Consider the following 26,817-nt stretch of genomic DNA (forward strand, 5'->3'; position numbering starts at 1 on the left):
GAGGGGTTTTTATGCCAGCCGGAGCCCCTCCGGCCAAACGCCGCCGAGCGCTTCCCAGGCCCGGCGCATGTCGCTCGGGACCGGGGCGACGAAGGTCAGGAAGAGCCCCGAGCGGGGGTGGGGCAGTCGGAGCTCGTAGGCGTGGAGGGCCTGGCGGGAAAGGCTCGGGTGCCGCCTGCCATAGAGCTCGTCCGAGAGGATCGGGGCCCCCAGGTGCTTGAGGTGCACCCGGATCTGGTGGGTGCGGCCGGTGTGGGGCCTGGCCTCGACCAGGGCAAAACCCCCGCTGCGGGCGAGGACGGTGAAGTCGGTCTCGGCGTAGCGCGGATTCACCCCCCCGACGTGCATCTTGTGGCGCAACGTGGGGTGGCGCCCGATCGGGGCGATGAGCGTCATCTCCCGGGGCACGCCCTGGGTGATCGCCAGGTAGCGTTTGTAGACGAAGCGGTTTTTAAACGCCGCCGAGAGGTGGCGCTGGGCGGCCTCGTTCTTGGCCACCACGATGGCGCCGGAGGTCTCCCGGTCGAGCCGGTGCACGATGCCGGGCCGGGCGAGTTCGGGGCGCGGGGCCTCGAGGGGACCGTGGCCAAAATAGGCCAGGAGAGCCCCCACCAGGGTGCCGTGGCTCTCGCCGGGCGCCGGGTGGGTGAGCATGCCGGCGGGCTTGTTGACCACGATCAGGTCCTCGTCCTCGTAGAGGACCTCAAGCCCCAAAGGCTCGGGCGTCACCTGCGGCGGCGGTTCGGGCGGGCGCTCGACCAGGACCACCTCGCCCCGCAGCCGGTAGGAGGGCTTTTTCACCACTTCCCCGGCCACGCTGACAAAGCCGCCCTCGATCCAGTCGCGGGCCTTGGTGCGCGAGACCTCGGCATACCGGGCCACCGCTTGGTCAAGGCGAAGACCGTCGGCGGTAAACTTCAGCGCCACAATCCCCGATTATAGCGTTTCCTTGAGCTTTTCGATAACCTCGGGCTTCACGCTGTAGGCGTGCTCCTCACCCGGGAAACGCCCCGATCGCACGTCCTCGGCGTAGCTTTTCAGCGCGGCGCGGAAGAGCTCGGCGCCCTCGAGGTAGCGCTTGACGAAGCGGGGCTTGAAGTCCTCAAAAAGGCCGAGGAGGTCGTGGAAGACCAGCACCTGGCCGTCGGTGCCGGCGCCGGACCCGATGCCGATCGTGGGCACCGGAACCCGCTCGGTCACGAGCCCGGCGAGGGCCGAGGGGACCATTTCCAGAACCAGGGCAAAAATGCCGGCCTCCACCAGGGCGCTGGCATCCAAAAGCATCTTCCTCGCTTCTTCCAGCGTCTTGCCCTGAGCTTTGTAGCCGCCCTTTTGGCTCGCGGTCTGGGGCGTGAGCCCCAGGTGGCCCATGACCGGCACCCCGGCGCGCACCAGGGTGCGGACCACCTCGAGGACCTCCTCGCCGCCCTCGAGCTTGACCGCGTCGACCCGGGCCTCTTTCATCAGCCGTTCGGCGGCCGCGAGCGCGCGTTCGGGCGTCGCGTAGCTCAAAAAGGGCAGGTCGCCGATCACGAAGGTCTCCGGAGCGCCCCGGCGCACCGCCTTCGCGTGGTGAACCACCTCTTCAAGGGTCACCGGCACCGTCTCGCCGTAGCCGAGGACCACGGTCCCCAGGGAATCCCCAACCAAAATCGCGTCAACCCCAGCCTGCTCGGCGAGCTTGGCCCCCACGTAGTCGTAGGCCGTCACCATTACGATCCGCTCGCCCTTTTTTGCTCGGAACGCTTTCACAGTCAAACGCTTCACGACTCCATCCTAAGCTTCTCGGCCAGATCGAGCACGTCTCGCGACCGGCCCGAGAACACCCCCTCGCCATATCCGACCCGGCGCAGCGCCTCCTTGAGGTAGCGGTCGGTGGCCAGGATGTCCACATATGGCCACGTCGTCGCCGCCATCAGCACATCGACCAGATCGCTCAGGCGCTCGTGCCGGGTGCGCTCCAGCGAGCGAAAGGCCAAAAGCCGCGAGAGAATTCGCACGAACGGCAGCGACACGCCCCTCTCCCCCAGGCCGAGCCGGTCGGAGACGAACCCGGCCACGAGCTCCGCCCGCCGGTAAAACGACCCCTCAAGCTCGAGGTCCAAAAGGTCCCAAAGCGGCCAGAGGTCGGCCGGCCGGTCCCAGTGGCCGCGATCGGTCAGGAAGTCCTCCAGGGCCACCCCTCCCCGTTCGGCCTGGCGCCGCACCACGTCCTGCCAGGGGCGAACCCAAAAGCCCCCGGACAGGCGGGAAAAGATCGCCTTGAAGGTGGGCAGCAGGTAGCCGCCGTGCAGTTCCAGGACGTGAAACGGCGAGGGCGGCGCCAGCCACGCCCCTCGGTCGGCCGCTTCCTGGAGCGCCGCCCACAACACGCCAAAGGCCCCGTTGTGCGGCAGGCCGAGGAGGAACTTCGATATCCTCGAGGCGTAGTTCTGGTCGAGGTAGACGAGTCGCAATCTCACGGCTCCAAAAGCGACGCGGCGCGCCAAAAGAGTCACCGCTTGGCGTTAGAATACCCCCGTGTTGGACGAACCCGGTCTGCGGCCCAAGCGGCTTTCCGACTACGTCGGCCAGGTACGCCTCAAGAAGAAGCTCCAGGTCTACCTCAAGGCGGCCATGGAGCGGGGCGAGCCGCTGGACCACCTCCTGCTCGCCGGCCCGCCCGGGCTCGGCAAGACCACCCTGGCCCACGTCATCGCTTACGAGCTCGGGGTCAACATCCGGGTGACCTCGGGGCCGGCGATCGAAAAACCGGGCGATCTGGCCGCCATCCTCACCAACAGCCTCGAGGAGGGCGACATCCTCTTCATCGACGAGATCCACCGGCTCTCCAAAACCGCCGAGGAACACCTCTACCCGGCGATGGAGGATTTCAAGATCGACATCGTCCTCGGCCAGGGGCCGGCGGCACGCACCATCCGGCTCGACCTGCCGCGGTTTACCCTGATCGGGGCCACCACCCGGCCGGGCCTGCTCTCCGGCCCTTTGAGGAGTCGGTTTGGCATCACCGAGCACCTCGAGTTCTACAGCCCCGAAGAGCTCGCGCAAGGCATCACCCGCGACGCGCAGCTCCTCGGGGTGGGCATCGACCCCGAGGCGGCCCTCGCCATCGGCAAGCGCAGCCGGGGGACGATGCGCATCGCGAAAAGGCTCTTCCGCCGGGTCCGCGACTTCGCCCAGGTCGCGGGCGAGGATCACATCACCCGGGCCCGGGCCGAAGCCGCCCTCGACGCGCTGGGCCTCGATACCCTGGGCCTCGATCCCAAGGATCGCGAGTACCTCGAGGTCCTGCTCAGCAAATTCGCCGGGGGGCCGGTCGGCCTCGACACCCTGGCCACGGCCATGGCCGAGGATAGCCTGACCCTGGAAGAGGTGGTCGAGCCCTTCCTCATTCAGCAAGGCCTGATCAAGCGCACCCCCCGGGGCCGGATGGCCACCAAGGCGGCCTGGACGCACATGGGTCTCCCCGCCCCCGAAGCTTCAACCGGGCTCTTTGACTGAGCCGCTCACCGTGGCTTTCGCCACGGCGAGGGTCCCGAAGGCAAAGGCAAACCAGTGCCGATCTTGCGTCGGCATGTTCAAACCCCGCCCTCGCCAATCAGCGGGCGAGGACCCCTTCGAGCGCCACGGTGAGGAACTTCTCGGTCTCCTCCCTGAGGCTGCCCCCAACGCCGTAGGCCGCCCAGCGCAGCGCCGCCAGGAGAAAGGTGTCGGCGATCGAGGCCGCCACCCGCTCCAGGCTCATATCGGCGCGGATCCGGCCTTCCTCGACCAGAGGCTTCAGGATCACCGCCACCCGCTCGGCCAGGGGCAGGGCCCGGTAGGCCCGCTGGGCCCGCTCGGGGTCGGGGTTGACGAGCTCGTAGGCCAGGTGGGAGAGGAGCTCAGCCCCGAGCTCGGCCTCGGAGAGCTCCGCCAAACGCCGCCAAAAGCCGCGCAGGACCTCGAGGGGCGGCTGGCCTTTGGCTAGGGCTTCCCCGGCCTTTTGCCAGGCCACGTCCATGAGCTCGGCCCCGTAATCGAGGAGCACCGCCTCCTTGTAGGGGTAGTAATTAAAAAAGGTCCCCCGCGACACGTGGCTTTTTTTCGCGATGTCGCTCGCGGTGGTAGCCTCAAACCCCTGGGCCTTAAAGAGTTCGATCGCCGAGCGGTAGATGCGTTCCTTCCTGCGCTGCTTCTGGCGTTCGCGGAGCCCTGCCATACTCCGTGATTATACCGAATAAACTTAGAAAGCCAGCTCACGTGCCCCGCCCCGGAGGTGCCCCGAACCCAGCGGCGCCCTTTGCAATATCTTGCGGAACACAGCCCGAGCGGCCAGTAGTTATACGTTTTGAGTCGAGGCTCAACCGTTTTCCCAGGTCAAGTCGCGGAGCAGGGCCCCGCGTCCGGGGGGCTTGAGCTTTCCGGCCCGGATCTCCTCGATCAAGAACGCCCGGACGCGATCGAGCGGGAGACCGTCTTGAATCAGCTCACCCAGCGTGCGGCGACCGTCGAGCCGGCTCACCACGTCGGCGAACGGGTGCCGCAAGCGCCGGCGGCCGGCCAGGGGATGCCGGACCTTCATCGTGAACCAGCGGTAGAAGGCCAGCGGCACCAGCTCGCCCTCCAAAACCCCGCGCCACACCCGCTCCATGGCGATGATCAGCGGCACTCCCCAGCGCTTCGCCGCCCCCCGCACCGAGAGCCGCGGCGAAAAGACCGCGTAGGTGCCGCTGGCCCTGGGGGCCTCCAAAACCCGGCTCGGCGCGTCTACCTGGGTCCGGAAACGACGCCACTCGTCACTGAGCCGGGCCCACTCGGCCACCAGGGTGCGAAAGGGGAAGAGCGGCGTGCCCTCTTCCTCACCGGCGACGAAACGAAAACGGCCCTCCCGCGACGCCAGGTCGAAGGTGGCGATGGCCTCGAAGCCCTCCCAGTCCAAAATGCCGCCACCGACGATCTCGCCACGGCGGAACCTGAGGAAAAGGGGCACATCGGCGCGGATCAAAAGGCGGCCGCTCTTGGCCTCACCGTGCAAAAGCTCCAGGGTATCCATTAAAGGAACGGTGCTCAGATCGCCTTCCACCGGTAGCCCTCCGAGATGGACAGTACGTAGATTTGGCCACCCTCAGCATACCTGGAAAGCGCCTCCGCCACCGGCGTCGCCCGGCCCTCTTCAACCAGGGCCGCCACCGCCGGCCCGGCGCCGGCGATGAACGCGGCGAGCGCCCCCGCACGGTAGGCGAGCGCCATGGCCGCCTCCGCCCCCGGCATGAGGTGGGCCCTTTGCGCCTGGTGGAGCCGGTCCCGCGCCGCCTCCCGCAAGAGGTCGAGGCGTCCGGCTGCGAGCGCCGCCGGCCAGAGCGCCGCCCGGGAAAGGTTGAAGACGGCATCGGCCCGGTCGACCGTTTCCGGCAGCGCGGCCCGTGCCTCTTGGGTGGGCAGCGCCCGCTCGGGGACGGCCACGACCACCCGAAGCTCGGCCGACACCGCCAGCGACACCGCCCGCGGCGGGTCCATCACCCCGGCCACCAGACCGCCAAAGGTCGAGGCGCCGGCGTTGTCGGGATGGCCCTCGAGGCCGGCGGCGACGCGGAACACCCCTTCGCGGCCGAGCCCGCCACCGCTCGCCAGATCGGCGAGCGCCGCGCCCCCGACCGCGGCGGCGGCGCTGGAACCGAGGCCCTTGGAAAGGGGAATGGGGTTGAAGACCCGCACAAAAAGCGGCGGCGCCGCCTGGCCCAGCTCGTCCTCCCAGGCCCGTCGCCAGGCCCGGTGCACCAGACTGTCGGCGCCGGAATCGACCTCACCCTCGCCGAAATAGAGAAAACCGTCTTCCTCCGCCGGCCCGCCCTCGAGCTCGAGGTAGAGCGAAAGGCCAAGGCCCAGCGCGTCGAAGCCGCTGCCCAGGTTGGCCACGCTGGCCGGCACGTAGACCCGCCACATGGGCCCATCTTAAAATGCGCCTTTGGTGAGCAAGTAGATAACGATGACCAGCGCCGCCCAGAACCAAAAGCGGAGGTAGACGGGCGGCCGCCCCGCCGGGCCCGACTGCCCCAGCCGGGGGGGGTAGAGTTTCAGGCGCTGGGAGCGCTTGAGGTGGCGGACCATGCGGTCGAGGTCGCCCTTTTTCTTGTAGGCCGCCGCCAGGTTGTAGTGAGCGTCGGCGAGCTCGGGGTCGATCTCGAGGGCTTTCTTATACGCTTCGATCGCGCGCTCCACATCGCCGGCCTCGAGGTGGAGGTTAGCCTGGTTCACCCAGGCCCGGGGGTGCTTGGGGTCGCGACGCAGCGCCTCGGCAAAGGCGGCAGCCGCCGCCTCCTTATCCCCGGCCATCGCCGCCTCGACGCCCTTTTGCACCCAGGCCTCGGCCCCGAGGAAAGGATGGTCGAGCCACGGCTCGTAGCGCCCGGCGTCCAAATCCTTCACGCCCTCGAGGAGGTCGGGCGGGGCCACCTCGAGCGGCCGTTCGAGGTAGGCGATCACCCCCCGGTAATCCTTGCGGTAGATGGCACGCCGCACATCCATGAGGGCCTGGATCGCCCCGCTTCGCGGATCCCCTTGGGCAATCGCCCGGGCGTAGGCGGCCTCGAGCTTGCCCTCTGCCAGCAACGATGCGATCTCGTCCATCGCTCACCCCTCGCGCCTAGATGCGCTCCCCGGCCACGTTCCACCCGGTATAGGCATGGTAGCGCCCCGGCTCCCCGCGCTCGAGGTAGTAAAGCAGGGGCTCGAGCAACGGCAGGTGCGAGCCGAGCCGCTCTTTGAGCTCCTCCACCGTGAAAAACCGGGCCTCGACCACGTGCCCGTCGGGGTCGTGGGGGTTCAAAAGACCTTCCCAGCGTGCCTTGAAGGCCATGGCGATGGTGCGCTCCCTTTTTCGCCGGTCCTCGACCTGGACCACATAGGCCAGGTGCTCGACCTCGACGACCCTGAGCCCGGTCTCCTCCCGAACCTCGCGCACCACCGCCTTGATCGCGGTCTCGCCCGGCTCAACCATGCCGCCGGGGAGGGTGTAGCGCACCCGGCCCCTCCGGCCCCAGTCGTTGGCCACCAGCAGGACGCGCCCGCGGGTATCCACCAAAACCCCCGCGGCGACCAGGAGCTCGCGTCTGAGGCCCATCACCACCCCCCGGCCCGACCAATCACCCTAAGCTCCCCCGGCCATGGCCGCCAGCATTCGCTCCTGCTCGGCCTCACGCAGGGCCGCGTGGAGCGGTTCGAGCTCGCCCGAGAGCACGGCCTCGAGGTTGCGGGTGGTGTAGTGGATGCGGTGATCGGTCACCCGGGACTGGGGGAAGTTGTAGGTGCGGATCTTCTCGCTGCGCTCCCCGGTGCCGATCTGCGCCAGGCGCGCCTCGCGGAGCTTTTTCTCCTCCTCGGCGCGTTTCATCTCCAAAAGCCGGCTGCGGAGGATGGTCAGCGCCCGCTCGCGGTTTTTGATCTGGCTCCGCGAGTCCTGACAGGTCACGATGATCCCGGTGGGCAGGTGCACCACGCGCACCGCGCTGTCGGTGGTGTTCACCCCCTGACCCCCGGGGCCGCTCGCCCGCATGACGTCGATGCGGATTTCGTCGGGCTTGATCTCCAGGTCCTCCGGCTCGGCCTCGGGCAACACCGCCACCGTGGCAGTCGAGGTGTGAATGCGCCCCTGGGTCTCGGTCTCCGGAACCCGCTGAACCCGGTGCACCCCCGATTCGTATTTAAAAACCCCGTAGGCGCCAGGGCCCTCGAGGCGAAACGCGATCTTGGAAAACCCGCCCAGGTCGGTGGGGTGGGAGTCCATCACCTCCAGACGGTACCCGAGGCGTTCGGCGTAGCGCCGGTACATCTCGAAGAGGTCGCGGGCAAAAAGCGCCGCTTCCTCGCCACCGGTACCGGCGCGAATCTCGACGATGGCGTTCCTGTCGTCGGAGGGGTCCCTGGGAAGGAGGAGTTTTTTGAGCCTGACCTCGAGGGCCTCCCGTTTTGACTCCAGCGCCTCGACCTCGCTCGCTGCGAGCTCCCCGAGCTCGGGGTCGGAGAGCATCTCTTTGGCCTCCTCGAGCTCCGAGAGCACCTTCTTGTAGGCCTGGAAGGCCTCCATGACCTCGCCGAGCTCGGCGTAGCGCCGCGAGATCCGGCGGAACTCGGCCGGATCCGAGGCCACGTCGGGACGCGAGAGTTCGGCCTCGAGGCGGCGGTGTTCTTCTTCTAATGCGGACAGTTTCTCGAAGATGCCCATACCGTATTCCCAGGATACCACCGGCGGGCTTGACCATTTTTAGGTTAGCCTAAATAATATTGCCAGATGGAATTAGACCGCGCGAAAACGCCGCTCACCCAGGCCCAGGAGGATTACCTCAAGCAGATCTACATCCTCAGCGAGGAAGGGGCGGTCACGCCCCAAGCGCTCGCCCGGAGGCTTGGGGTGCGGCCGGCGTCGGTCACCGGGATGCTACGCAAACTGGCCCATCTCGGACTCATCGAATACCAGCCTTATAAGGCACTGGTCCTCACCCCGTCGGGCACCCGGGTGGCGCTGGAGATCATCCGCCACCACCGGCTGCTCGAAGCCTTCCTCACCCGCGAGCTCGGCTTCCGCTGGGACGAGGTCCACGACGAGGCCGACCGCCTCGAACATCACATCTCCGAGGCCTTCGAGGCCAAGATCGCCGAGCGCCTCGGCCATCCCGAACGCGACCCACACGGCGACCCCATCCCCACCCCCGACCTCGAGCTGCCCCACGCCCCGGGCATGCGGCTCAGCGAGGTCCCGGCGGGCACGCCCGCGCGCCTGATCCGGGTTTTGGCCCAGGACCCGGACGCGCTGGCGCTCTTTGCCCGCCTGGGGCTGACACCGGAGGCGGAGGTGGTGGTGCTGGAAAAGAACGCCCTCGGTCACCGCATTCAAATCGGGAACGCCCGCTACCTCCTGCCGGGAGAACTCGCCGATCGCCTCGAGGTGGAGGCCTTATGACCGAACGCGTCTCGTTCAAGAAACCCTTCTGGTTCTACTTGGGCCCGGCCTTTTTGGTCTCGGTGGGCTACATGGACCCGGGCAACTGGGCCACCAGCCTCGAAGCCGGAAGTCGCTATGGCTATGCGCTCCTTTGGGTGGTCACGCTCTCCTCGGCCATCGCCGTGCTCATGCAGATGCTCGCCGCCAAGCTCGGGATCGCCACCGGGCGCGACCTGGCCCAGCTCATGCGCGAGCGCTACCCGCGCCGAACCGCGCGCTTCCTCTTCCTCACCGCCATCCTGGCCATGATGGCCACCGACCTGGCCGAGTTCCTCGGCGTGGCCCTGGCCCTCAACCTGCTCTTTGGCATCCCGCTCGTTATCGCCCTGTTCCTCACCATCTTCGACGTCCTCTTCATCCTCTGGCTCGAGCGTTTCGGCTTCCGCTGGGTCGAGCTCACCATCCTCGGTTTCGTGGCCATCATCGGCCTCGCCTACGTGGTGGAAATCTTCCTGGCCAAACCCGCCATCGGCGCCGTGATCTACAACGCTTTCGTCCCCAACGCCACCATCTTCGACGCCACCGCCCTCTTCATCGCCATCGGCATCCTCGGCGCTACGGTGATGCCCCACAACCTCTACCTCCACTCGGCGCGGGTGAAAACCCGACTGGTCAACAACCACGAACGCCGCGAGCGCATCTACTACTGGAGCGTGGTCGACACCGTGAGCGCCCTGGGAGCGGCCTGGCTCGTGAACTCGGCGATCCTCATCATGGCCTCGGCGGTGTTTCACAATCGGGGCCTCTTGGTGACCGACATCGACCAGGCCTACCTCACGCTCACGCCCTTGCTCGGCAAGGCGGCCGCGCTGACCTTTGGCGTGGCCCTCCTGGCCTCGGGCATCTCCAGCTCCACCACCGGCACCCTCGCCGGGCAGGTGGTTTTCGAGGGGTTCATGGGGCTCAGACGCGTCAACCCGGTCCGGATCCGCCTGATTTTGCGGCTGGCGACCATGCTGCCGGCGGCGGTGGCGATCCTGCTCGCCGCCCGGCCGCTCAGCCTGCTGGTGCTCAGTCAGGTCATTCTCTCGATGCAGCTGCCCTTTTCCATCATCCCGCTGGTGCGCTTCACCTCGGATCCCAAGCTCATGGGGGAGCTGGCAAACCCGCCGCTGATCAAGGTCCTGGCCTGGACGGCAGCGACCATCATCGTGATCCTGAACCTTCTGCTCCTCGCCTTCGCCTTCGGCTCGATCTAAGCACCCCGCCGTGGCACTTGCCACGGCGGGGCCCCCAAAAATCGCGAACGGCCGCCAGGCGCCCGCTTAAGCGCGGAACCCGACCGGGCCGAGATCCTCCGAGAGCAGAAGCACGAGGGGCAAGAGCCAGCCGCTCGGCCAGCCGAACCACAAAAGTGCCACCGTCGTCACGGCCACCGCCACCGCGACGTAGGCCAAGGTCAGGAAGAGCCTCGCCAAGTCGCCCGAAAGCCGCGGCTTGACGGTTTTGGCCAGGATGCGGGCGAAAGCGGCCAAGAGCAACCCCCAAAGCGCCCCCAGCCAGCCGCTCGGCTCCAAAACCGCCCCGGCATAGGCACCGTAGAAAAGAAAGACGCCGTCATCGCCGAGCGCCTCGCGCGGCCAGCGCCAAAAGAGCACCAACGCCGGCAGCGCCCGCAAAACCAGGGAAAACGGCGCCACAAGGCCTTCCCACCCCATGACCAAAAAGCGGTCCACCCCGTAAAAGGCCAGGCCGTAAAGGGTGGGCTTGAGCGCGAAGAACCAGCCGGCCTTCATGGCTCTAAGGCATAGCGCACCAGCGCCTCGATGAGCTCGGGGTAGCCGAGACCGGCCGCGGCCCAAAGCCGCGGGAACATGCTCGTCGGGGTAAAGCCGGGGATGGTGTTGAGCTCGTTCAGGTAGATCTCGCCGTTCCCGGCGAGGAAGAAATCGACCCGGGCCATCCCGCGTACGCCGAGCGAGCGATAGGCCCGCACCGCGAACTCCTGAACCGAGGCCCGGGTGCCCGGATCCAGGGGGGCGGGAATCACGAGTTCGGCCCGACCGGCGGTGTACTTGGTCTCGTAGTCGTAGAAGGCCGCCTGGTAGCGGATCTCCCCCACCACCGAGGCCCTGGGATCGTCGTTGCCCAAAACGCCGACCTCGAGTTCGCGCACCCCCTCGATCGCCGGCTCCACCACGGCCTTGGCATCGAAACGGAAGGCCTCCGCCAGGGCGCGGTCCAGGTCGCTCGCCCGCTCAACCCGGCTGATCCCAACCGAACTGCCGGTATTCGCGGGTTTGACGAAAAACGGCGGGTCGAATGGAACCGTGGCCTCTTCTCCCCGTCGAATCACCCGCCAGGGGACCACGGGAAGCCCCGCCGCCGCCAGCAGGCGCTTGGTGAAGTCCTTGTCCATGCACGCCGCGCTCGCCGCAACGCCGGCCCCGACGTATGGAAGCCCCAGCATCTCGAAAAACCCCTGAATGGTGCCGTCCTCACCCCAGGGACCGTGCAAAACCGGGAAAACCACGTCGTAGTCGTGCCAGCGAACCGGGGGCGGGAAGGGTTCATTTCCGCTCTCGGCGGTGCCGGCCTCGAGGGCCCGGGCCGCCGCCTCTCCGAGGAGCCAGCGTCCGTCCTTGGCGATCACCGCCAGGTCGGTGGGAAAGGGGCTGGCCTCGAGGACCCCCGCAGCCGACATCAGCGAAACCTCGTGTTCCGCCGAGCGCCCTCCGGCAACCAGGAGCATGCGCACCGTCTGCATCCCGCCCAGGATAACCCAGGGGCCTTCGGTGCGGGCCATAAACTGAAAACGCATGTGGGCGCACAGCAAGAATGCGCGTGACGAGCGCCACGACCTCAAGGCACACCTCGAGGCGGTGGCCAGACTGGCCCGGTCCTTCGCCGAAGCGTTGGGGCCGGGCGCAGCAGAGCTCGCTTACTGGCTCGGTTACTTCCACGACCTGGGCAAGGCCCGGCAGGCGTTCCAGCGCTATCTTCTGGCCAGAGAACGGGGTGACCCGGCGACCAAAACCCCCCACGCCATCTGGGGCGCGCTGCTTTTTTGTCAACTGCGCAAAGAGTGCAGTTTCCCCCTACTCTCATTGCCAGTGCTCGGCCACCACGCAGGGCTCAAGAGCCCAGGCGAAGCCGCCATCGAATACCAATCGGTTTACGAGGCCCCGGAACGCGAAGAAGTCATTCAGGCGCTTCGGGCCTTGAAGCCCGATCTCCCCGGGGTCCGGTTATCCAGCTCTTCAAACCTTGCCCTCGAGCTCTTCCTACGTCTCATCTTCTCGGCCCTGGTGGACGCCGACCGGCTCGACACCGAGGCCCATTTTGAACCCGAACGGGCGAGGTTGCGAACCGCACGCCCGGACCTGGGCGCGCTTTGGAAAACCTTCGAGGTGAACCAGGAGGAACTGCTCGCCGAGGCCAAAGATACGCCGGTCAACCGTGTTCGCCGCGAGGTCTACCACCAGGCGCTCAAGGCCGCCTCCCTTCCCCGGGGCTTTTTCCGGCTCACGGTGCCCACGGGCGGGGGCAAAACCCGAACCGGGCTCGGGTTCGCGCTGAAACACGCCCTGACCCACGGACTCCGCAGAGTGATCGTCGCCATTCCCTACACCTCGATCATCGACCAAACGGCGAGCGAATACCGAAAAATCCTCGGGGAGGGGGCGGTCCTCGAGCATCACTCGGCTCTGGAAGTGCCCGACGACGAGGAGACCGACGAGGGGCGCCTCAAGCTCCGGCTTGCGAGCGAAAACTGGGATCACCCCCTCGTCGTCACCACCACCGTGCAGCTTTTCGAAAGCCTGTTTACCAACAACCCCTCCCGGGCTCGCAAGCTCCACAACCTGGCCCGCTCGGTCATCCTCATCGACGAAGTCCAGACCCTGCCCCCTCATCTTCTCCGCCCCACGCTTGATGTGCTCCGCCAGCTGGTCGAGCGTTACGGCGCAACGGTCGTCTTCGCCACCGCCACCCAGCCCACGTTCGAACTCTCAGAACGGGTGCCCGAGTTTAAAGGCGTCGAGATCAGGGAAATCATCCCCGACTACCCGCGTCACTTCGCCGCCCTCCAACGGGTGAGCTACGCGTACGTCAAGGACCCGCTCTCGTGGACGGAGATCGCCGAGGAGATCCGGGCCGAGCCCCAGGTCATGGTGGTGCTGAACACGCGAAAGGACGCGCTGGCGCTCCTCGACGCGCCCGGGGACGACCCGGCGGCGTTTCACCTTTCCACCCTGCTCTGTGGGGCCCACCGGCGAGAGGTGCTCACCGAGGTAAAAGAACGTCTCCAGGCAGGGAAGCCCGTGCGCCTCGTCAGCACCCAGGTGGTGGAAGCGGGCGTGGATATCGACTTCCCCGAAGTTTGGCGGGCGGTGGGCCCGCTCGACCGCATCGTGCAGGCGGCGGGGCGGTGTAACCGCGAGGGTCTGCTGCCGAAAAGGGGCCGGGTGGTGATCTTTAACCCCGCCGAAGGCAAAACCCCGGGCGGGGCTTACCGAAGCGGCCTTGGCGAGGCGCAGGTGCTCCTCGAGCGCTTTGGCCCCGAGGCCCTGCACGAGCCCCAAATCTTCCGCGCTTACTTCCAGCGCCTTTTCGAGATCGTCGACCTGGACCAAAAGCAAATCCAGCGCCTGCGCCAGGAATTCAACTACCCGGAGGTGGCCGCCCGGTACCGCCTCATCGAAGAAGACACCGTGCCCGTGGTCGTCCCTTACGATGAAGGTCCAGAGCGTCTGAGTAAGTTCCTCGCCAGCCCCAGCCGCCACACCTGGCAGCGTCTGCAACCTTACCTGGTGAACCTTTACCGGCACGATGTGACGAAAAAGCGGGCCTGCCTCAGGCAGGTGAGCGAAAATCTCTATGAATGGACTTGCGGGTACGACCGGGTTCGGGGCGTGAGCGAGGCCTTTGCCGATCCGGCCGATCTGGTGATCTAGGAGGTGGGGTATGTGGAAAGGTTAGGCAGAGTTCAGGTCAAGGTATGGGGCGAATACGCGCTCTTTTCCCGCCCCGAGTTCAAGGTCGAGCGGGTGAGCTACCCCGTGATCACGCCGAGCGCCGCCCGCGGGGTGCTCGAGGCCATCTTCTGGAAACCCGAGATGCGCTACCAGATCCGGCGCATCGGCGTACTGAAGCCGGGCAAGCAGACGGCCATTCTCCGCAACGAGATCGGCTCCCGCCAGGGGCGAAACCCCATCACGGTCGAGCACGACCGCCAGCAGCGCACAAGCCTGATTTTGAGAGACGTTGCCTACCTCATCGAGGCTGAAATCCACCTCCGGCCGCACGCCACCGAGCCCGTCTTCAAGTACACCGACCAGTTCCGCCGCCGGGTGGAGCGCGGCCAGTACCACCACACCCCCTACCTCGGCACCCGAGAGTTCGCCGCGTTCTTCGCCCCGCCGGGCGGAGAAACCCCGCACCCGCTCGATCTTGAAATCGGCACCATGCTCTTTGACATCGCCTTCGTCGAGGACAAAAAGCGAAAAGAGCTGGGCTTCAAACGTCCTGGCAAAGCCAGGCCGGTCAAAGGCTACGCCCAACCGCTCTTCTTCGAAGCCCGGCTTGAAAACGGCTGGCTTTGGGTGCCCCAGGATCTCTACCTGAAGCTGCGAAGGTTGGAGGGGGAAGATGTTTAGGGCTTTGGTTCAGGCATATTCAAGATTTAAAGGAGATGAACTCTTCCTCCCCACAGCTCACAAGTGGAGGGTACCCACTTGGGTAATCGAGCTTGACGAGAATAACCGCTACTTCATCAAAGGCCCTTACGGTCGGGAAGAGCATGCCCCACTGCCGGCACCCGATCGTCAGCGCTCCGGCAAGGTTGCCGGAGGCAACTTAAAGCCCAAGCTTCTTTTTGACGACCCACGTTACACTTTGGGCCTTAACTTCGCAGGGGATGAAGACTCTGAAGTTGAACTGATGCACACGGGCTACTTAGACCTTCTTTCCTCTGCCGCCGACAGCACAAAGGAACCCCTCCTTGCAGAAGTTGTCGATTTTCTATATTCGCCTCTCGTAAACGAACTCAAGCGTGACTTCATATCCAAACGGAAGGCCGTGTTGGAAGCGAAAGCCAAGGAAAGAAGTAGGCGAGGGCACAAAGATTGGAAGGAAACATTCGACGAGCTATGGGGGAAAAGTAAAGACGAATTGATTACCTTCAGTGTTGAAGGCGCTTACCTGGTGCGTTTACCTGCAGTTCAGCGCTTTTGGGCCGAGCACTTGAAGGACGAGCTTGTGATTGCGCGGAGCCAATGTAGCATCTGCGGTGAGGAAAACGACATCGTCCGCCTCATTCCTGGGGAAGTGACGATTCAAGGGCAAAATTGCAAAATCACCTCGTTTAACAAAAAGGCTTTTGACTCTTTCGGAAAAAGCCAAACACCGAACGCAAGCATCTGCTTCGAATGTGCCACCAAGGCCGTTGACACGCTTAGATATCTCCTGAACCCGCGAAGTCGACATAGCTACAACGTAGTCGGGGACAAAGACGCCGCTAGCAGTTTGGATAGGACCACCGCAGTATTTTGGACCTCACAGAGCATCGAGGTTGAGCCGCGCGAACTTAACATGAGCGGCCTCAGTTTTGATAGCTTGGAGGAATTGCTCGGCAAAATCACGGCCAGCGAATCTCCACCCGCGATTAAAGCCACCTTGGACACCATCAAACGTTCCCTAACGGCCCCCTACAAGCCCGCTCCACTGACAGCCCAAACAGATTTCCACTTGATGCTCGTGGCTGCGAATAAACAAAGGTTCGTTCTCCGAGACCACATTAGCCAACCGGTGAGCCTAATTCTCGAGCAAGTCGAACGTTGGCTCCAGGCCAGTGAGATCGTAGATTATTTCGGCCACCAACGCATTCCAAGCCTGATCACACTGACAAAAGCCTTGTCCTTTAGACCTGGATCACGGAAACTAAGTCAAAACCCAACGCATGCTCGTACCCTTTACCGCACAGCGTACGCTGGAACAGTCCCTTCAGTTGAGATTCTCGCGAAAGCGCTTTACAACTTCAAGAACCCGAAACTATTTGAACTTGCTGATTCTCGCGATGAAAAATCAAGAGAATCACGCCAAACAGCCCGAGAGATGCTATGGAGTCTAGCCTCCATCATCAAGCTTTGGCTCTTCTTTCGGAAGGGAGTGAAGGAAATGGAACGGCTGGATGAAAGTAGAGGGAGCGCTCCATATTTACTGGGCAGGCTGCTTGCTTGGCTCGAACGCATCCAATGGGAGGCCTCGGGCAGGACCCTTGAGCGAACAATCGCACAAACCCACTTTGGCATTGCCTCATCCGCGCCCGCCCTCGCGTTTGGGCAATTGCTCAAGACCGCAACAATCGCACACCTTCCCAAGCTAAAGAAGTCGCATGACAACAAACAAGCAGGGTTCGCAGTAAATGCCGAGAAGGAGCTCGAGCGCATTGCTTCGAGCATCAGGAAGTTTCCCAAAACCCTGACCCTCGAGGAGCAGGCCGAGTTCGCCCTTGGCTTTTACCACCAGCGGGCCGACTTCCGGGCAAGGAGCAAGGCAAAGCAGGCAGAAAAGGCGGAGGTGAACCATGAGTGAGGTGTACCTAGATCCCGGCAAAAGGCACGAGTTCGTTTTGCTCTTCGACGTCAAGGACGGCAACCCCAACGGCGACCCCGACGCCGGAAACATGCCCCGCGTGGACCCAGAAACGATGCAGGGGCTCGTCACCGACGTCGCCCTCAAACGCAAGATTCGCGACTACGTAACCCTGGTCAAACAAAACACCGACGGCTTCAAAATCTTCATCCAGAGCGAAGCGGCTCTGAACGCGCTGATTGAAGAAGCCGCTCAAGAACTGGGCGTAGAGAAAAACAACAAACGCGCCAACAAAGACCTTCGGGCCGAAATGCTCAAGCGCTACTACGACATTCGCATGTTCGGCGCGGTGCTCACAACCGGCGATTACAATGCCGGCCAGGTGCGAGGTCCGGCCCAGCTGACTTTCGCCCGATCCCTTGACCCGGTCCTTCCCCTCGAGCTCACCATCACCCGCCAGGCACGTACCACCGAAGAGCGCATGGAAACGGGGCAGACTGAAATGGGCAAAAAGCCACTGGTGCCCTACGGCCTCTACCGGGCCCACGGCTTTTTCAACCCTTTCCTCGCCGAAGCCGCGGGGGTTTCCCGGGAAGACCTCGAGCTCTTTTGGGACGCCCTGGCCCACCTCTTCGACTTCGACCGGTCGGCGGCCCGGGGAGAAATGAACGTGCGCGGGCTCTGTGTCTTCACCCACGAAAACAAAAAAGGGAACGCCCCCGCCCACAAACTCTTCGGTCTCATCCGGGTAAACAAGAAGGCAGGGGTTGAAACTCCACGCAACTACAGCGATTACGCAGTGGAAATCGGCAACCCACCCGTGGGCGTAACGCTCTCCTGCCTGGTGGATCCGCGAGAAGCCTAGCCGTGGACGAGCCCGTACCCATCTCGGCCATCCAGCACTACGCCTACTGCCCGCGGCAGTACGCCTTAATTCACCTCGAGCAGATCTGGGAAGACAACCTCTACACCTTGCGCGGGCACCGGGCGCATGCCCGGGTACACCTACCCGAAGGCCTGGTGCGCGAGGGGGTACGGGTGGAATACGGGCTTCCCCTTTGGTCCGACCGGCTTGGACTCGTGGGGCAAGCGGACGTGGTCGAGTTCCCCGCTGGCACTCCCTACCCTGTGGAGCACAAAGTTGGCCCGCGAAAGTACCGTCGCGCCGACGAGCTCCAGCTGACCGCCCAGGCGATCTGTCTGGAAGAAATGTTCAGCATTTCGGTGCCCAAAGGGGCGCTCTTCTACAGGAAGAGCAAACGTCGGCGCGAGGTCGCCTTCACCCCCGAGCTCCGCGCCGAAGTCGAAGAGGCTGTTCGGGCAATCCGCAAGCTGCTCATAACCGAGGCCCTTCCGCCACCTGCAAACGACGCCCGGTGCAGGGACTGTTCGCTGGCAGATGCTTGCATGCCCCGGGCACAGAGCCTCATTCGGGAGCTCGCGTGAACCGGGTGTTCCTCAACACCCTTTACGTCCAGACCCAGGGGGCCTACCTTCACCTTGATCACGAAACGCTCAAGGTCAAGGTGGAAGGAGAAACCCGCCTTCAAGTCCCGCTGCATCACCTCGGCGGTGTGGCGGTCTTCGGGCAAGTGGTCGTCAGCCCGTTCCTCGTTCACAAACTGGCGGAAGAGGGCAAAGAACTCGTCTACTACACCCAAAACGGGCGTTTCCGGGCCCGGATGCAGGGTCCGACGGGCGGAAACGTCCTGCTACGAAGGGCCCAGCACCGCGCTCTCGACAACCCAAAGGAAACCAGGGACCTGGCTCGCGAATTCGTCGTGGGTAAGATCAAAAACGCCAAATCCGTACTCCTTCGAGCCCGGCGCGATGACCCCGGCCTCAGCGCCAGGCTCGATCCCCACATTCGTGAGCTCTCCTACCAGCAAGAAGCCTCCCACCGAGCCCCGTCTCTCGACGAGCTCCGGGGTGTGGAAGGAATGGCCGCCGCGAACTACTTCCGGGGGCTTACCCATCTCGTTCGCGCGCCAGAATTTTCGTTTTCAGGGCGGAACCGCCGTCCACCGCGCGATCCCGTCAATGCATTGCTCTCATTCCTCTACGCCCTGCTCATGAACGACGTGGCCTCGGCCCTCGAGGGCGTGGGGCTGGACCCGCAAATCGGTTTCCTCCACGCCCTCCGCCCTGGGCGGCTGGCGCTCGCCCTCGACTTGATGGAGGAGTTTCGCCCCTGGTTTGCCGACAGGCTCGCGCTCAGCCTCATCAACCGCCGGCAGCTCGACCGTAAGGACTTCGATTTCCGCCCTGGCGGCGCGGTCATGCTCAACGAGCATGGCAGGAAGAAGGTCATCGTGGCGTACCAAAAGCGCAAGCAGGAGGAGCTTTCCCACCCCCTCTTCAAGCAAAAACTCCCGGTTGGGCTCACATGGCACGTCCAGGCACGCCTCCTCGCCCGTCGCATACGTGGCGACCTCGATGCCTACGTCGCCTTTACGCCGAGGTGATCATGAAGCGCCTTGATGTTCTCGTTGTTTATGACGTCGAGACCACGACAGACGCCGGCCGCACCCGTCTTAGGAAAGTTGCGCAAGTTTGCAAGAACTATGGCCAACGTGTCCAGTACTCCGTCTTCGAACTCCGCGTTACTAAAGGCCAGCTCGAGGCGTTCGAGACCAGGCTCCTGGAAATCATCGACCCCGAAAAAGACAGCCTGCGTATCTACGTCCTTCACGGGGGCCGAGAAAAAAGCCTCCGCCACCACGGTCTAGACCGCTACCGGGACTTCGACGATCCGCTCATCGTCTAGCGCGAACCCCAAGCGGCCACCAAAACCCCGCTACTTTCGCGGTGCGAGGTTTTCCTCGCGAGGACCATGAAAATCAGGAAGCAGGATGCTGCGCAAGCAGGTCGCTCGGGAAGCTGCCGGCGCCGTTCGCGCTCTGGATCGCGGCAACCCCCATGCGAACGGGGAATATAATAGACGCCGCAGCACCGGCCCGAAAGGGCCGGTGAGGATTGAAACGCGTTGATGGGAGGCATGAGCTGGTGAGCTGAACCAGCAGCACCGGCCCGAAAGGGCCGGTGAGGATTGAAACGCCCTGGTGCCGGGCGATCTGATCGGAACTTACTAGCAGCACCGGCCCGAAAGGGCCGGTGAGGATTGAAACTTCGCGCCTGGCCTTAAGCTCGGCATCCAGCCGAGTAGCAGCACCGGCCCGAAAGGGCCGGTGAGGATTGAAACACGTGCAGGCCCGCGATCCCGCGCAGCTGCTGGCGGCAGCACCGGCCCGAAAGGGCCGGTGAGGATTGAAACTTGCGACGATCTCGCAGGCCGCGCCGAACCCGGCCGAGCAGCACCGGCCCGAAAGGGCCGGTGAGGATTGAAACTTGCGACGATCTCGCAGGCCGCGCCGAACCCGGCCGAGCAGCACCGGCCCGAAAGGGCCGGTGAGGATTGAAACATCAGCCGCTCATGGCCCGCCGATGACGGGCGCGTACGGCAGCACCGGCCCGAAAGGGCCGGTGAGGATTGAAACGCGAAGACCAGGTACACTGGCATCGTATGGTCGTACGCAGCACCGGCCCGAAAGGGCCGGTGAGGATTGAAACTGATAAAGCTGGTGACCAGGAATCGGAACCCACCGGCAGCACCGGCCCGAAAGGGCCGGTGAGGATTGAAACGTCGGCGTCCACGGAACCGAATCCCACGGCCCTGATGCAGCACCGGCCCGAAAGGGCCGGTGAGGATTGAAACCCCAAGCAGGTCGAGAAAACGTAGCAGGGCTTGATGGTCGCGTATCAACCTACGGATACGGGGGCGGTTCAACACTTCGCGGTACTCCGCCAGCAATGCGGCGGAGGTCACGAGATCATAGCCCCTCGTGAACCAAAGGTCTAAAAGCTCGCCTGGCGGGCTACCAACGGGCCTTATCAAGCCGCTAACGACAACGTTGGTATCAGGGACGACCCTCAAGTTTCGCGCCGCTTGGTGGCGTGAAGCCGCCGCACCATCCGCGTCTCTTGGCTTGCGAGACCCATGATCTCCTCGTTGCTCATGGAGTCTGGTCCTCGCCCTTGCTTCTTCGCGTAGCGCAGGAATTCAAGACGGGCCCGCTCCCGCCGAAGGAGCTCGCGGAGGACTTCGACCCGCGACTTTCGCGTGCCGCTGCGTAAGACTTCGAGGTCCTCAAAAAGATCGTCGGGCACTTCGAGCAGCTTCACCGCCTCCATTATACGGGCTCCCCATTTCCAACACACCAAGCTGCCTCACCCGCCTCGCACGCTCCCAAGGCCGCGAGCACCGTCCCCAACACCATCGGCGCGTAGGTGTGAGCTCCCAGTAAACCACAGCGGCGCTGTAGAGCCCGAAGAGGCCTCACCGGCCCTCTCGGGCCGGTGAGGCCTAAAGCGGGCTAATCACCCTCTCTACGGATGGCTTGATCGAGCTCTTTTTCGACCTCGGGCCGGTCGTCCAATACGTCCGGGGCAAAGTCGTGGGACGCCCAAAAGTCCGCTTCCTCGGCCCGTGAAGCGAAGCTCCTTGGGATGTCCTCGGGTCTGGTAATGACCTTTCGCTTCTTGCCGCGCAAGTTCGTGGATTTCGGCATCACGTTCATTGTAAGTACCCCATCGCGGCCTTTGCGGATCTTTCGCGCTCCAAACCTACGCATTTTGTCATGGGGCGCTGTCCCCCCGTGACCTGAAGGGCCCTCGAGGATCACCACCGCCCACCCCCTTCAGGTCGGAGCCGTGCCGCCCAGCCTCAGCCTGGGGTCGGAAGAAGGGTGAACTTGGCACATCTCCGCAATCCCTTATCGAAGGTGGCGAGCTCGCCGATCCCGACGGCTTCCAGGGCTGGCCGGAGATCCCCTTCGTCCTCGAGCTGGATCCCGTCGCGGTCGAGCAGGTTGAGGATGGCTCCGGCCGCCTCGGTGCGTTCGACCTGGTCAAACGAGGTCAGGGCGTAGCCACCTTCCTCGGCAGCGCGAAAGACCTCGAGGGCCCGGGCCGCCAGCTCCGGGGGATCACCGGTGAGCAGGCGGAGAAAAAGGTTGGGGCGCAGAATGGTCGAGGCCAGGCATGGTCATATGAACGAACGTTCTTGGTTTCGTTCTATAGAATTCCTCCTTGGTCGCACGCTCGACCACGCTTTTGGAGGTGAAGCATGAAGCGATTCCTGATGGCAGTCATCCTCGCTCTTACCGGCCTCGGTGTTGCACAGAATGGTTACGGATTTTATTCAAGCGCTCTTCTCGGCGTGATCACCGGTTACGGCGTGTCCTACAAAACTGGCAATGTCCGCTTTAACACGGGATTATCGGGCGTTTACTTCCTTCCCTTTGGTGTTGAAGCCGGCGCAGCCTACCTGATTCCCATCGGGGAACAGACGAAGGAGCTCAGCCCTTATGCCGGTGTAGGCGCAGAGGCAAGCCTGCTCCTCCTCGGCAATCTTGATGCAAACCTTTATACCTACGTCGCACTCGGAGCGGATATCAATACCGGCGCTTCGATCTCCGGCCCGTTTGGTATCGAAGGGCTGAAGCCGTCTGCAGAAGTACGCATCGGTTACCACTCCGCGAACGGCTTCTTGCTCGGCATCGCCGTTACCGGCTACTTCTAGCCCTGCTCGTCCGTGCCGCCCGCCGTGGTCAGCGTTGGCCACGGCGGGCCCTTTTCCAAAGCGCACACCCGTACCCAATCTCAGGCATCTCCGCGTTGGCCGAGCCGCCGCCCCCAAAACCCATCCACACCGATCGGGTCGCGCGGCGGAAAGAGCGGCCGGGGTGCCGCACCAGGTCCACCGACACCCGCGGCGGTGAAATTCAAGGGCCGGCCCAAAGGGCCGGCCCTTTTTTGGAGGCTGGGCACGCGGCTACCAGATGTAAAACAGCGCCAGAATCACCAGCCACACGCCGTCGACCAGGTGCCAGTACAGGCTCGAGGACTCAAGCGTCCCGTGCGCCTTCGCGGTGAGCTTGCCAAAACGCGACTGCAAGTAAGCGAGCGTCAGCCCCGTGGCCCCGATGAGCACGTGCAACCCGTGGAGCCCGACCACCAGGAAGAAGGCCGCCATCCAGAGGTCCTCCCGCCAGGTCAGGTGCTGGTAGGCGTTGATGAACTCGTAGGTCTGGATGCCAAGGAAGATCACGCCGAAGAGGATGGTCACGAGGAGCCCGAGCTGGAAGCTGGAAAACCGACCCCGGCGCAGGTCGTGGGCCGCGTAGTGAACGATGAACGACGAAGAGACCAGGAAGAAGGTGTTGATGGCGGCGAGCCAGAGCTCGGGCCGGCCCTCGGGCGGCAGGGCGTGACCCGAGACGCGGAGGTAAACGTAGCCGGCGATCAACACCGCAAAGAGGCCGATCTCCGACGAGAGGAACCACACCATGCCCATGAAGGCGTTCGATTTTCCAGAGAGGGTGTGGTGCTCGACGGGGTGGTCGTACTCGTCCTCGAGGGCCCACCCCACGAGGCCGCCGACCGTCAGGAGGGCCCCGAGGATCATCACCGGGTTGGGCCAGGCATACCCAGCCAGCCCGATGAACATGACAAAGAGCGAGACCGCGGTCAAAAAGGGCCAGAATGAGGGCCGCGGCAGGTGGATGTGACCCGGGTCCTCGGCCTCGAGCTTTTCGCCTTTCCGCTCCCAGTCGAAAAGCGGCCGCGGGCTTTCGAACTTCTCGGGCAGCTTGACGTCGAAGTTATGAGCCGGAGGCGGCGAGCTGGTGAGCCATTCCAGGGTCCAACCACCCCAGGGGTTGGCCGGAGCCTTGGGACCGGAGCGCCAGCTGGTGTACATGTTCCACACCCAGATCAACCCGCCGATGAGGAAGAGGAAGGCGCCGAAGGTCGAGATCTGGTTCAACGTCAAGAGCCCGTTCACCTCGGTGGGGTAGGTGTAGTAGCGGCGCGGCATGCCGAGAAAGCCCATCACGTACTGGGGCAGGAAGGTGAAGAGGTAGCCGAAGAGGAAAAACCAAAAGTGCAGCCGTCCGAGCCGCTCGTTGTACATGCGGCCGGTGAATTTGGGCCACCAATAATAAAGCCCGGCGAAGGCGCCAAAGCCCGAACCCGCCATCAAGACGTTGTGGAAGTGGGCGACCACGAAGTAGGAGTCGTGGGCCTGGTAGTCGAAGGGGACCATCGAGAGCATGACCCCGGTGATCCCACCGATCAGGAAGTTAAAGATGAAGCCCAAAACCCAGTAGAGCGGGGTCTTCATCTGCAGCTTGCCGCCCCAGAGCGTGGCCAGGATGTTAAAGAGCTTGACGCCGGTGGGCACCGCCACCAAGGCGGTGAAGAAGGAGAAAGCGAGCTCGAAGATCAGCGACTCACCCACGGTAAACATGTGGTGAGCCCACACCAGCATGCCCAGAAGCACGATGCCCATCTGGGCCATCACCATGGCCCGATAGCCAAAGGGCGGCTTGCGGGCGAAGGTGGAAGCCACCTCCACCAGCACCCCGAGGTAGGGCAGCAGCATCACGTACACGGTGGGGTGGGAATAGAACCAGAAGAACTGCTGGAAGAGGATGGGGTCGCCGCCGATGGCGGGGTTAAAAAGCGAAAGCCCGAGCTTGACGTCGAGCAGGGTGACCAGCGTGGCCGCGGTCAGTCCAGCGAGCGAGAAGAGGTTCAGAATACTGGCGGCGAAGACCGACCACACGTAGATCGGCATGCGCCAAAGGCCCATGCCCTTGGCGCGGAGGTTATAGATGGTGGCGATGAAGTTCGCGTTACCGAGCAACGAGGAAAGACCCAGGAGCAGGATCGAGGCGAAGTAGAAGGCCGAACCCTGCGAGGTCGAGATCGGGTAATAAAAGGTCCATCCCGCCCCCGGCAGGTCGCCGAAAAGGGCACTGGCGACGATCAGCAAGATGGCGAAGAGGAAGGCCCAGTAGGAAAAGGCGTTGACTCGGGGGAGGGCCACGTCGCGCGCCCCGAGCATGAGCGGGAGGAGGAAGTTACCAAAGCCGGTCAGCCCGGCCTGGATGATGAAGAAAAAGAGCATCGAGGCCCCGTGAAGGGTCATGACCCGGTTGTAGGCCTCGCCGATCAAAAAGTCGCCGGTGGGGTTTGCCAGCTGCACCCGGATCAAAAACGCCAGCACCCCGGAAAGCCCGAAGGTGGCGAAAGCGGTAACCGTGTAGAGCAGTCCAATTCGCTTGTGGTCCACGGTGGTGAGCCACTCCCACAAGGTGGGCAGGAAACCCTTGCGGCTCGCGGTGATCGTTGCCATCGTCTTCCCCCTCTTAGAACTGCGGCAGCTTCGAGAAGTCGAAGCCCTCAAGCTTCAAGCTCTCCAGATAGTCGGCCAGGGCCGAGAGGTCCTCCTGGCCAAGCCTGGCAAACGAGGGCATCTTGGCCCCCGGTTTCACCGCACCCGGGTCCGTCAACCAGCGAATGAGGTTTTCGCGGGTGTTCTCGAGGATCCCACTCCCCAGGGTGAGCCGGTTTCCGAACAGCGATAGATCGGGACCGAGCACCCCTTTGGCCGCGGTGCCCTTGACGCTGTGGCAGGCGGCGCAGTTGGCCTGGAAGACCTCAAGACCCCGGCGCTGGCTCGCTGTCTTCGGCTCGGGCGCACGGTATTTCTTATAGGCCTCGGCGAAACGCTCGAAGGTCTGCTGGTCAAGGGCGATGACCCTGAGCCGCATGTTGGCGTGGGAGGCCCCGCAGAATTCGGCGCAGTAGCCGTAGTAATCCCCGGGCTCGGTGGCCATGAAGCGGTTGTAGGTGGTCTGACCCGGGACCGCATCGGTTTTACCGTTGAGGCTTGGGACCCAGAACGAGTGGATCACGTCGCCGGAGGTGAGCTTGACCTCGATGGGTCGCCCCACGGGAATGATGAGCTCGTTCGAGGTACGAAGGCCAAGGTCGGGATAGCGGAAGTCCCACCAGAACTGGCGCGCCGTCACCTCCACCGGCATCGCGCCGGCGATCGGCCGCGTAATCTTGACCAGGGCTTGGGCGGTGAGCACGAAGAGGATGAGCACGATGACCAGCGGAATCACCGTCCAGCTCAGCTCGAGGCGACCGTTCTCCTCGAACTGCGGGGGGAGCGTCTCCCCTGCCTCACCCGGCCCCGCTTCCCCCGGTCGGGCCCGGAATTTCCAGATCGTATAGGCGAGCGCGCCGGCCACGACTGCAAAAATCACCACCGCGAATCCGAGTACCCAGCGAAGGAGGTAAGAGACCTCCCGGTTGGTGGGCGCGTCGCTGACGATGGCGACGTTGTGGGCCAGCGCCAGCCCGAGCAACGCCAGTAGCCACGCGAGTGCAATTCTATTCATAGGCCCTCCTGTAGTTCATGCCCATATAGGGACATATATCCCAGGTCACACGTTAAAGCAAGGGGGGCCAGAATGAAAGGCCCCCGAAGAACGCAATCGGCCAGCTTTACCCGGCGTCAACCGGCGTCGGGGCGCCCTTTTCGTCTACGGCCACGTAGACCAGCTGCCCCCGGGTGGCCAGCACCCGGCTCGGCTCGCCCTGGAGCAGCTGCTCCTTATAGACTTCCACCCCGACGGTGAGCGAGGTGCGCCCGACCTTTTCCACCCGGGCGATGACCTCGAGCAGGTCCCCGACCTTGATCGGCACCTTGAACTCGACCCGGCCAACCGCCACCGTCACCACCGGCTTTTTCGCCCGCCGCACCGCGGCGTACGACCCAACTTTGTCCATCAGCCCAACGACGAAACCACCAAAAGCGTTCCCCATGGGGTTTGCGTGCTCGGGAAACACCAGTTCGAGGGTCCGCGCTTCTCCCTCCATACCTCTAGGCTACCCCGGCCAGCTGCTTAAGCCGCGTAAGAAGGGCATCGAGCGCCCTCTGCTGGCCCAGCCCCGCGGCGGGGTGGGCCAGGGATTGCAGCTCGCCCGAAAACTCGCGTTCGGCGAGGGCCAGCAGGGCGAAGGCCCTTCGGCGCACCCAGGCCTCGAGGTCCAGGTCGGGGGATGCGCCTATCAGCTCGCGGGCCAGGGCCAAAAGCTCGTCCCACGGCCCGCGGGCCCCGAGGGCACGGCCCTCCTGAGCGAAGAGGAAGACGGCCTGGCCCAGGCGCACCGAGAGGGGCTGGCCCTCGAGCTCGGCCAGGAGGTTGAGGGCGGCCTGCATCTCGGCCCGGGCCCCGCCCACGTGCATCTCCAGCACCTGCCGGTCGCGCTGGCACTGGGCGAGCTGGTAGCGGAGGGTGGCGTTTTCCTTGAGCGCCGGGGCACAGTCACGGGCCAGACGCGCGTTCTGCCGCTCCATAAGCGCCACCGCTTCGCGCAGGCGTGCCAGTTCGGCCTCGAGGGCCACGAGCCTTTCCGCCTCCTGCCGTTGCCTTCGTCGGAACATG

General features: G+C 64.3%; 28 protein-coding genes, 1 pseudogene and 1 CRISPR repeat array. Of the genes and pseudogenes, 11 read left to right on the top strand and 18 right to left on the bottom strand.

All coding sequences use genetic code 11. The annotated features are described in order from the left end of the window. Positions 1 to 9: 9 nt before the first annotated feature. The 3 genes from ACZ5BT_RS03480 to ACZ5BT_RS03490 are packed head-to-tail and all read right to left on the bottom strand — an operon-like array spanning position 10 to position 2,462. Positions 10 to 921, bottom strand: coding sequence for an RluA family pseudouridine synthase (locus ACZ5BT_RS03480; protein WP_464885759.1), 912 nt, complete (start codon positions 919 to 921; stop codon positions 10 to 12). Between the two features lie 15 nt (positions 922 to 936). Then, entirely contained in the window at positions 937 to 1,767 is an 831-nt protein-coding gene (gene panB, locus ACZ5BT_RS03485) for a 3-methyl-2-oxobutanoate hydroxymethyltransferase (RefSeq protein ID WP_464885236.1), read from the bottom strand. Next, a complete protein-coding gene (locus ACZ5BT_RS03490) occupies positions 1,764 to 2,462 on the bottom strand; it encodes a hypothetical protein (RefSeq protein ID WP_464885237.1) in 699 nt (232 codons plus the stop codon). Before ACZ5BT_RS03490 ends, panB begins: the two co-directional genes overlap by 4 nt. A gap of 58 nt (positions 2,463 to 2,520) precedes the next feature. Between ACZ5BT_RS03490 and ruvB the strand changes: the two genes are divergently transcribed. Next, a complete protein-coding gene (gene ruvB / locus ACZ5BT_RS03495) occupies positions 2,521 to 3,501 on the top strand; it encodes a Holliday junction branch migration DNA helicase RuvB (protein ID WP_464885238.1) in 981 nt (326 codons plus the stop codon). Positions 3,502 to 3,598: 97 nt separating this feature from the next. Here the strand turns inward: ruvB and ACZ5BT_RS03500 are convergent, their stop codons facing one another. From ACZ5BT_RS03500 to prfA, 6 genes are all read right to left on the bottom strand, one after another. Then, positions 3,599 to 4,201, bottom strand: coding sequence for a TetR/AcrR family transcriptional regulator (locus ACZ5BT_RS03500; protein WP_464885239.1), 603 nt, complete (start codon positions 4,199 to 4,201; stop codon positions 3,599 to 3,601). A gap of 141 nt (positions 4,202 to 4,342) precedes the next feature. Further along, on the bottom strand, positions 4,343 to 5,065 hold the full coding sequence (locus tag ACZ5BT_RS03505; protein ID WP_464885240.1) for a DUF4388 domain-containing protein: 723 nt from the start codon (positions 5,063 to 5,065) through the stop codon (positions 4,343 to 4,345). Continuing rightward, positions 5,050 to 5,925, bottom strand: coding sequence for a homoserine kinase (gene thrB, locus ACZ5BT_RS03510; RefSeq protein WP_464885241.1), 876 nt, complete (start codon positions 5,923 to 5,925; stop codon positions 5,050 to 5,052). Before thrB ends, ACZ5BT_RS03505 begins: the two co-directional genes overlap by 16 nt. A gap of 9 nt (positions 5,926 to 5,934) precedes the next feature. Further along, complete coding sequence (locus ACZ5BT_RS03515; RefSeq protein WP_464885242.1) at positions 5,935 to 6,609, bottom strand: tetratricopeptide repeat protein; 675 nt, start codon at positions 6,607 to 6,609, stop codon at positions 5,935 to 5,937. A 16-nt stretch (positions 6,610 to 6,625) separates the two neighbouring features. Further along, positions 6,626 to 7,102, bottom strand: a complete 477-nt coding sequence (locus tag ACZ5BT_RS03520) for an NUDIX hydrolase (RefSeq protein WP_464885243.1) — start codon at positions 7,100 to 7,102, stop codon at positions 6,626 to 6,628. 27 nt (positions 7,103 to 7,129) lie between these two features. After that, on the bottom strand, positions 7,130 to 8,197 hold the full coding sequence (gene prfA, locus ACZ5BT_RS03525) for a peptide chain release factor 1 (protein WP_464885760.1): 1,068 nt from the start codon (positions 8,195 to 8,197) through the stop codon (positions 7,130 to 7,132). Between the two features lie 72 nt (positions 8,198 to 8,269). On the opposite strand from prfA, the gene ACZ5BT_RS03530 reads away from it, so the two are divergent. Continuing rightward, complete coding sequence (locus ACZ5BT_RS03530) at positions 8,270 to 8,938, top strand: metal-dependent transcriptional regulator (RefSeq protein ID WP_464885244.1); 669 nt, start codon at positions 8,270 to 8,272, stop codon at positions 8,936 to 8,938. Continuing rightward, on the top strand, positions 8,935 to 10,179 hold the full coding sequence (locus tag ACZ5BT_RS03535) for an Nramp family divalent metal transporter (protein WP_464885245.1): 1,245 nt from the start codon (positions 8,935 to 8,937) through the stop codon (positions 10,177 to 10,179). Before ACZ5BT_RS03530 ends, ACZ5BT_RS03535 begins: the two co-directional genes overlap by 4 nt. A gap of 66 nt (positions 10,180 to 10,245) precedes the next feature. Here ACZ5BT_RS03535 and ACZ5BT_RS03540 read toward each other — a convergent pair whose 3' ends face one another. Further along, entirely contained in the window at positions 10,246 to 10,716 is a 471-nt protein-coding gene (locus ACZ5BT_RS03540; RefSeq protein WP_464885246.1) for a hypothetical protein, read from the bottom strand. After that, complete coding sequence (locus ACZ5BT_RS03545) at positions 10,713 to 11,678, bottom strand: D-alanine--D-alanine ligase family protein (RefSeq protein ID WP_464885761.1); 966 nt, start codon at positions 11,676 to 11,678, stop codon at positions 10,713 to 10,715. Before ACZ5BT_RS03545 ends, ACZ5BT_RS03540 begins: the two co-directional genes overlap by 4 nt. A 61-nt stretch (positions 11,679 to 11,739) precedes the next feature. Between ACZ5BT_RS03545 and cas3 the strand changes: the two genes are divergently transcribed. The 7 genes from cas3 to cas2 are packed head-to-tail and all read left to right on the top strand — an operon-like array spanning position 11,740 to position 19,280. Continuing rightward, positions 11,740 to 13,875 (top strand): CRISPR-associated helicase Cas3', encoded by a 2,136-nt coding sequence (cas3, locus tag ACZ5BT_RS03550; protein ID WP_464885247.1) that lies wholly within the window; start codon positions 11,740 to 11,742, stop codon positions 13,873 to 13,875. A gap of 12 nt (positions 13,876 to 13,887) precedes the next feature. Further along, the gene (gene cas5c, locus ACZ5BT_RS03555; RefSeq protein WP_464885248.1) at positions 13,888 to 14,577 is read left to right on the top strand and encodes a type I-C CRISPR-associated protein Cas5c; all 690 of its coding nucleotides are present in this window, start codon (positions 13,888 to 13,890) and stop codon (positions 14,575 to 14,577) included. Continuing rightward, positions 14,570 to 16,513, top strand: a complete 1,944-nt coding sequence (gene cas8c, locus ACZ5BT_RS03560) for a type I-C CRISPR-associated protein Cas8c/Csd1 (protein WP_464885249.1) — start codon at positions 14,570 to 14,572, stop codon at positions 16,511 to 16,513. Before cas5c ends, cas8c begins: the two co-directional genes overlap by 8 nt. Continuing rightward, the gene (gene cas7c / locus ACZ5BT_RS03565; RefSeq protein ID WP_464885250.1) at positions 16,506 to 17,378 is read left to right on the top strand and encodes a type I-C CRISPR-associated protein Cas7/Csd2; all 873 of its coding nucleotides are present in this window, start codon (positions 16,506 to 16,508) and stop codon (positions 17,376 to 17,378) included. Before cas8c ends, cas7c begins: the two co-directional genes overlap by 8 nt. Positions 17,379 to 17,380: 2 nt before the next feature. After that, the gene (cas4, locus tag ACZ5BT_RS03570; protein ID WP_464885251.1) at positions 17,381 to 17,959 is read left to right on the top strand and encodes a CRISPR-associated protein Cas4; all 579 of its coding nucleotides are present in this window, start codon (positions 17,381 to 17,383) and stop codon (positions 17,957 to 17,959) included. Then, positions 17,956 to 18,978: a type I-C CRISPR-associated endonuclease Cas1c gene (cas1c, locus tag ACZ5BT_RS03575; RefSeq protein ID WP_464885252.1), complete on the top strand. Its 1,023-nt coding sequence runs from the start codon at positions 17,956 to 17,958 to the stop codon at positions 18,976 to 18,978. Before cas4 ends, cas1c begins: the two co-directional genes overlap by 4 nt. A gap of 2 nt (positions 18,979 to 18,980) precedes the next feature. Further along, positions 18,981 to 19,280, top strand: coding sequence for a CRISPR-associated endonuclease Cas2 (gene cas2, locus ACZ5BT_RS03580; protein WP_464885253.1), 300 nt, complete (start codon positions 18,981 to 18,983; stop codon positions 19,278 to 19,280). Positions 19,281 to 19,459: 179 nt separating this feature from the next. After that, a CRISPR array of direct repeats spans positions 19,460 to 20,228; the repeat unit is 37 nt; unit sequence GCAGCACCGGCCCGAAAGGGCCGGTGAGGATTGAAAC. An 18-nt stretch (positions 20,229 to 20,246) separates the two neighbouring features. On the opposite strand, the pseudogene ACZ5BT_RS03585 reads toward cas2, so the two are convergent. The 3 genes and pseudogenes from ACZ5BT_RS03585 to ACZ5BT_RS03595 form a co-directional block, all read right to left on the bottom strand. After that, positions 20,247 to 20,447 (bottom strand): annotated as a pseudogene (locus ACZ5BT_RS03585) (PIN domain-containing protein); the annotation flags it as partial. Next, on the bottom strand, positions 20,444 to 20,695 hold the full coding sequence (locus tag ACZ5BT_RS03590) for a hypothetical protein (RefSeq protein ID WP_464885254.1): 252 nt from the start codon (positions 20,693 to 20,695) through the stop codon (positions 20,444 to 20,446). The gene ACZ5BT_RS03590 and the pseudogene ACZ5BT_RS03585, both read right to left, overlap by 4 nt. Before the next feature lie 191 nt (positions 20,696 to 20,886). After that, positions 20,887 to 21,081, bottom strand: a complete 195-nt coding sequence (locus ACZ5BT_RS03595; RefSeq protein ID WP_464885255.1) for a hypothetical protein — start codon at positions 21,079 to 21,081, stop codon at positions 20,887 to 20,889. A gap of 557 nt (positions 21,082 to 21,638) precedes the next feature. On the opposite strand from ACZ5BT_RS03595, the gene ACZ5BT_RS03600 reads away from it, so the two are divergent. Beyond that, positions 21,639 to 22,094: a hypothetical protein gene (locus ACZ5BT_RS03600; protein WP_464885256.1), complete on the top strand. Its 456-nt coding sequence runs from the start codon at positions 21,639 to 21,641 to the stop codon at positions 22,092 to 22,094. Between the two features lie 252 nt (positions 22,095 to 22,346). Here the strand turns inward: ACZ5BT_RS03600 and ACZ5BT_RS03605 are convergent, their stop codons facing one another. The 4 genes from ACZ5BT_RS03605 to ACZ5BT_RS03620 all read right to left on the bottom strand — a co-directional run bounded on the left by ACZ5BT_RS03605 (position 22,347) and on the right by ACZ5BT_RS03620 (position 26,816). Then, positions 22,347 to 24,713, bottom strand: coding sequence for a cbb3-type cytochrome c oxidase subunit I (locus tag ACZ5BT_RS03605; RefSeq protein WP_464885257.1), 2,367 nt, complete (start codon positions 24,711 to 24,713; stop codon positions 22,347 to 22,349). 13 nt (positions 24,714 to 24,726) lie between these two features. Further along, complete coding sequence (gene coxB, locus ACZ5BT_RS03610) at positions 24,727 to 25,767, bottom strand: cytochrome c oxidase subunit II (protein WP_464885258.1); 1,041 nt, start codon at positions 25,765 to 25,767, stop codon at positions 24,727 to 24,729. A gap of 106 nt (positions 25,768 to 25,873) precedes the next feature. Next, the gene (locus ACZ5BT_RS03615) at positions 25,874 to 26,248 is read right to left on the bottom strand and encodes an acyl-CoA thioesterase (RefSeq protein ID WP_464885259.1); all 375 of its coding nucleotides are present in this window, start codon (positions 26,246 to 26,248) and stop codon (positions 25,874 to 25,876) included. Positions 26,249 to 26,252: 4 nt separating this feature from the next. Then, entirely contained in the window at positions 26,253 to 26,816 is a 564-nt protein-coding gene (locus tag ACZ5BT_RS03620) for a hypothetical protein (RefSeq protein WP_464885260.1), read from the bottom strand. Position 26,817 lies beyond the last annotated feature (1 nt).

This window comes from Vulcanithermus mediatlanticus (genome assembly GCF_055385885.1).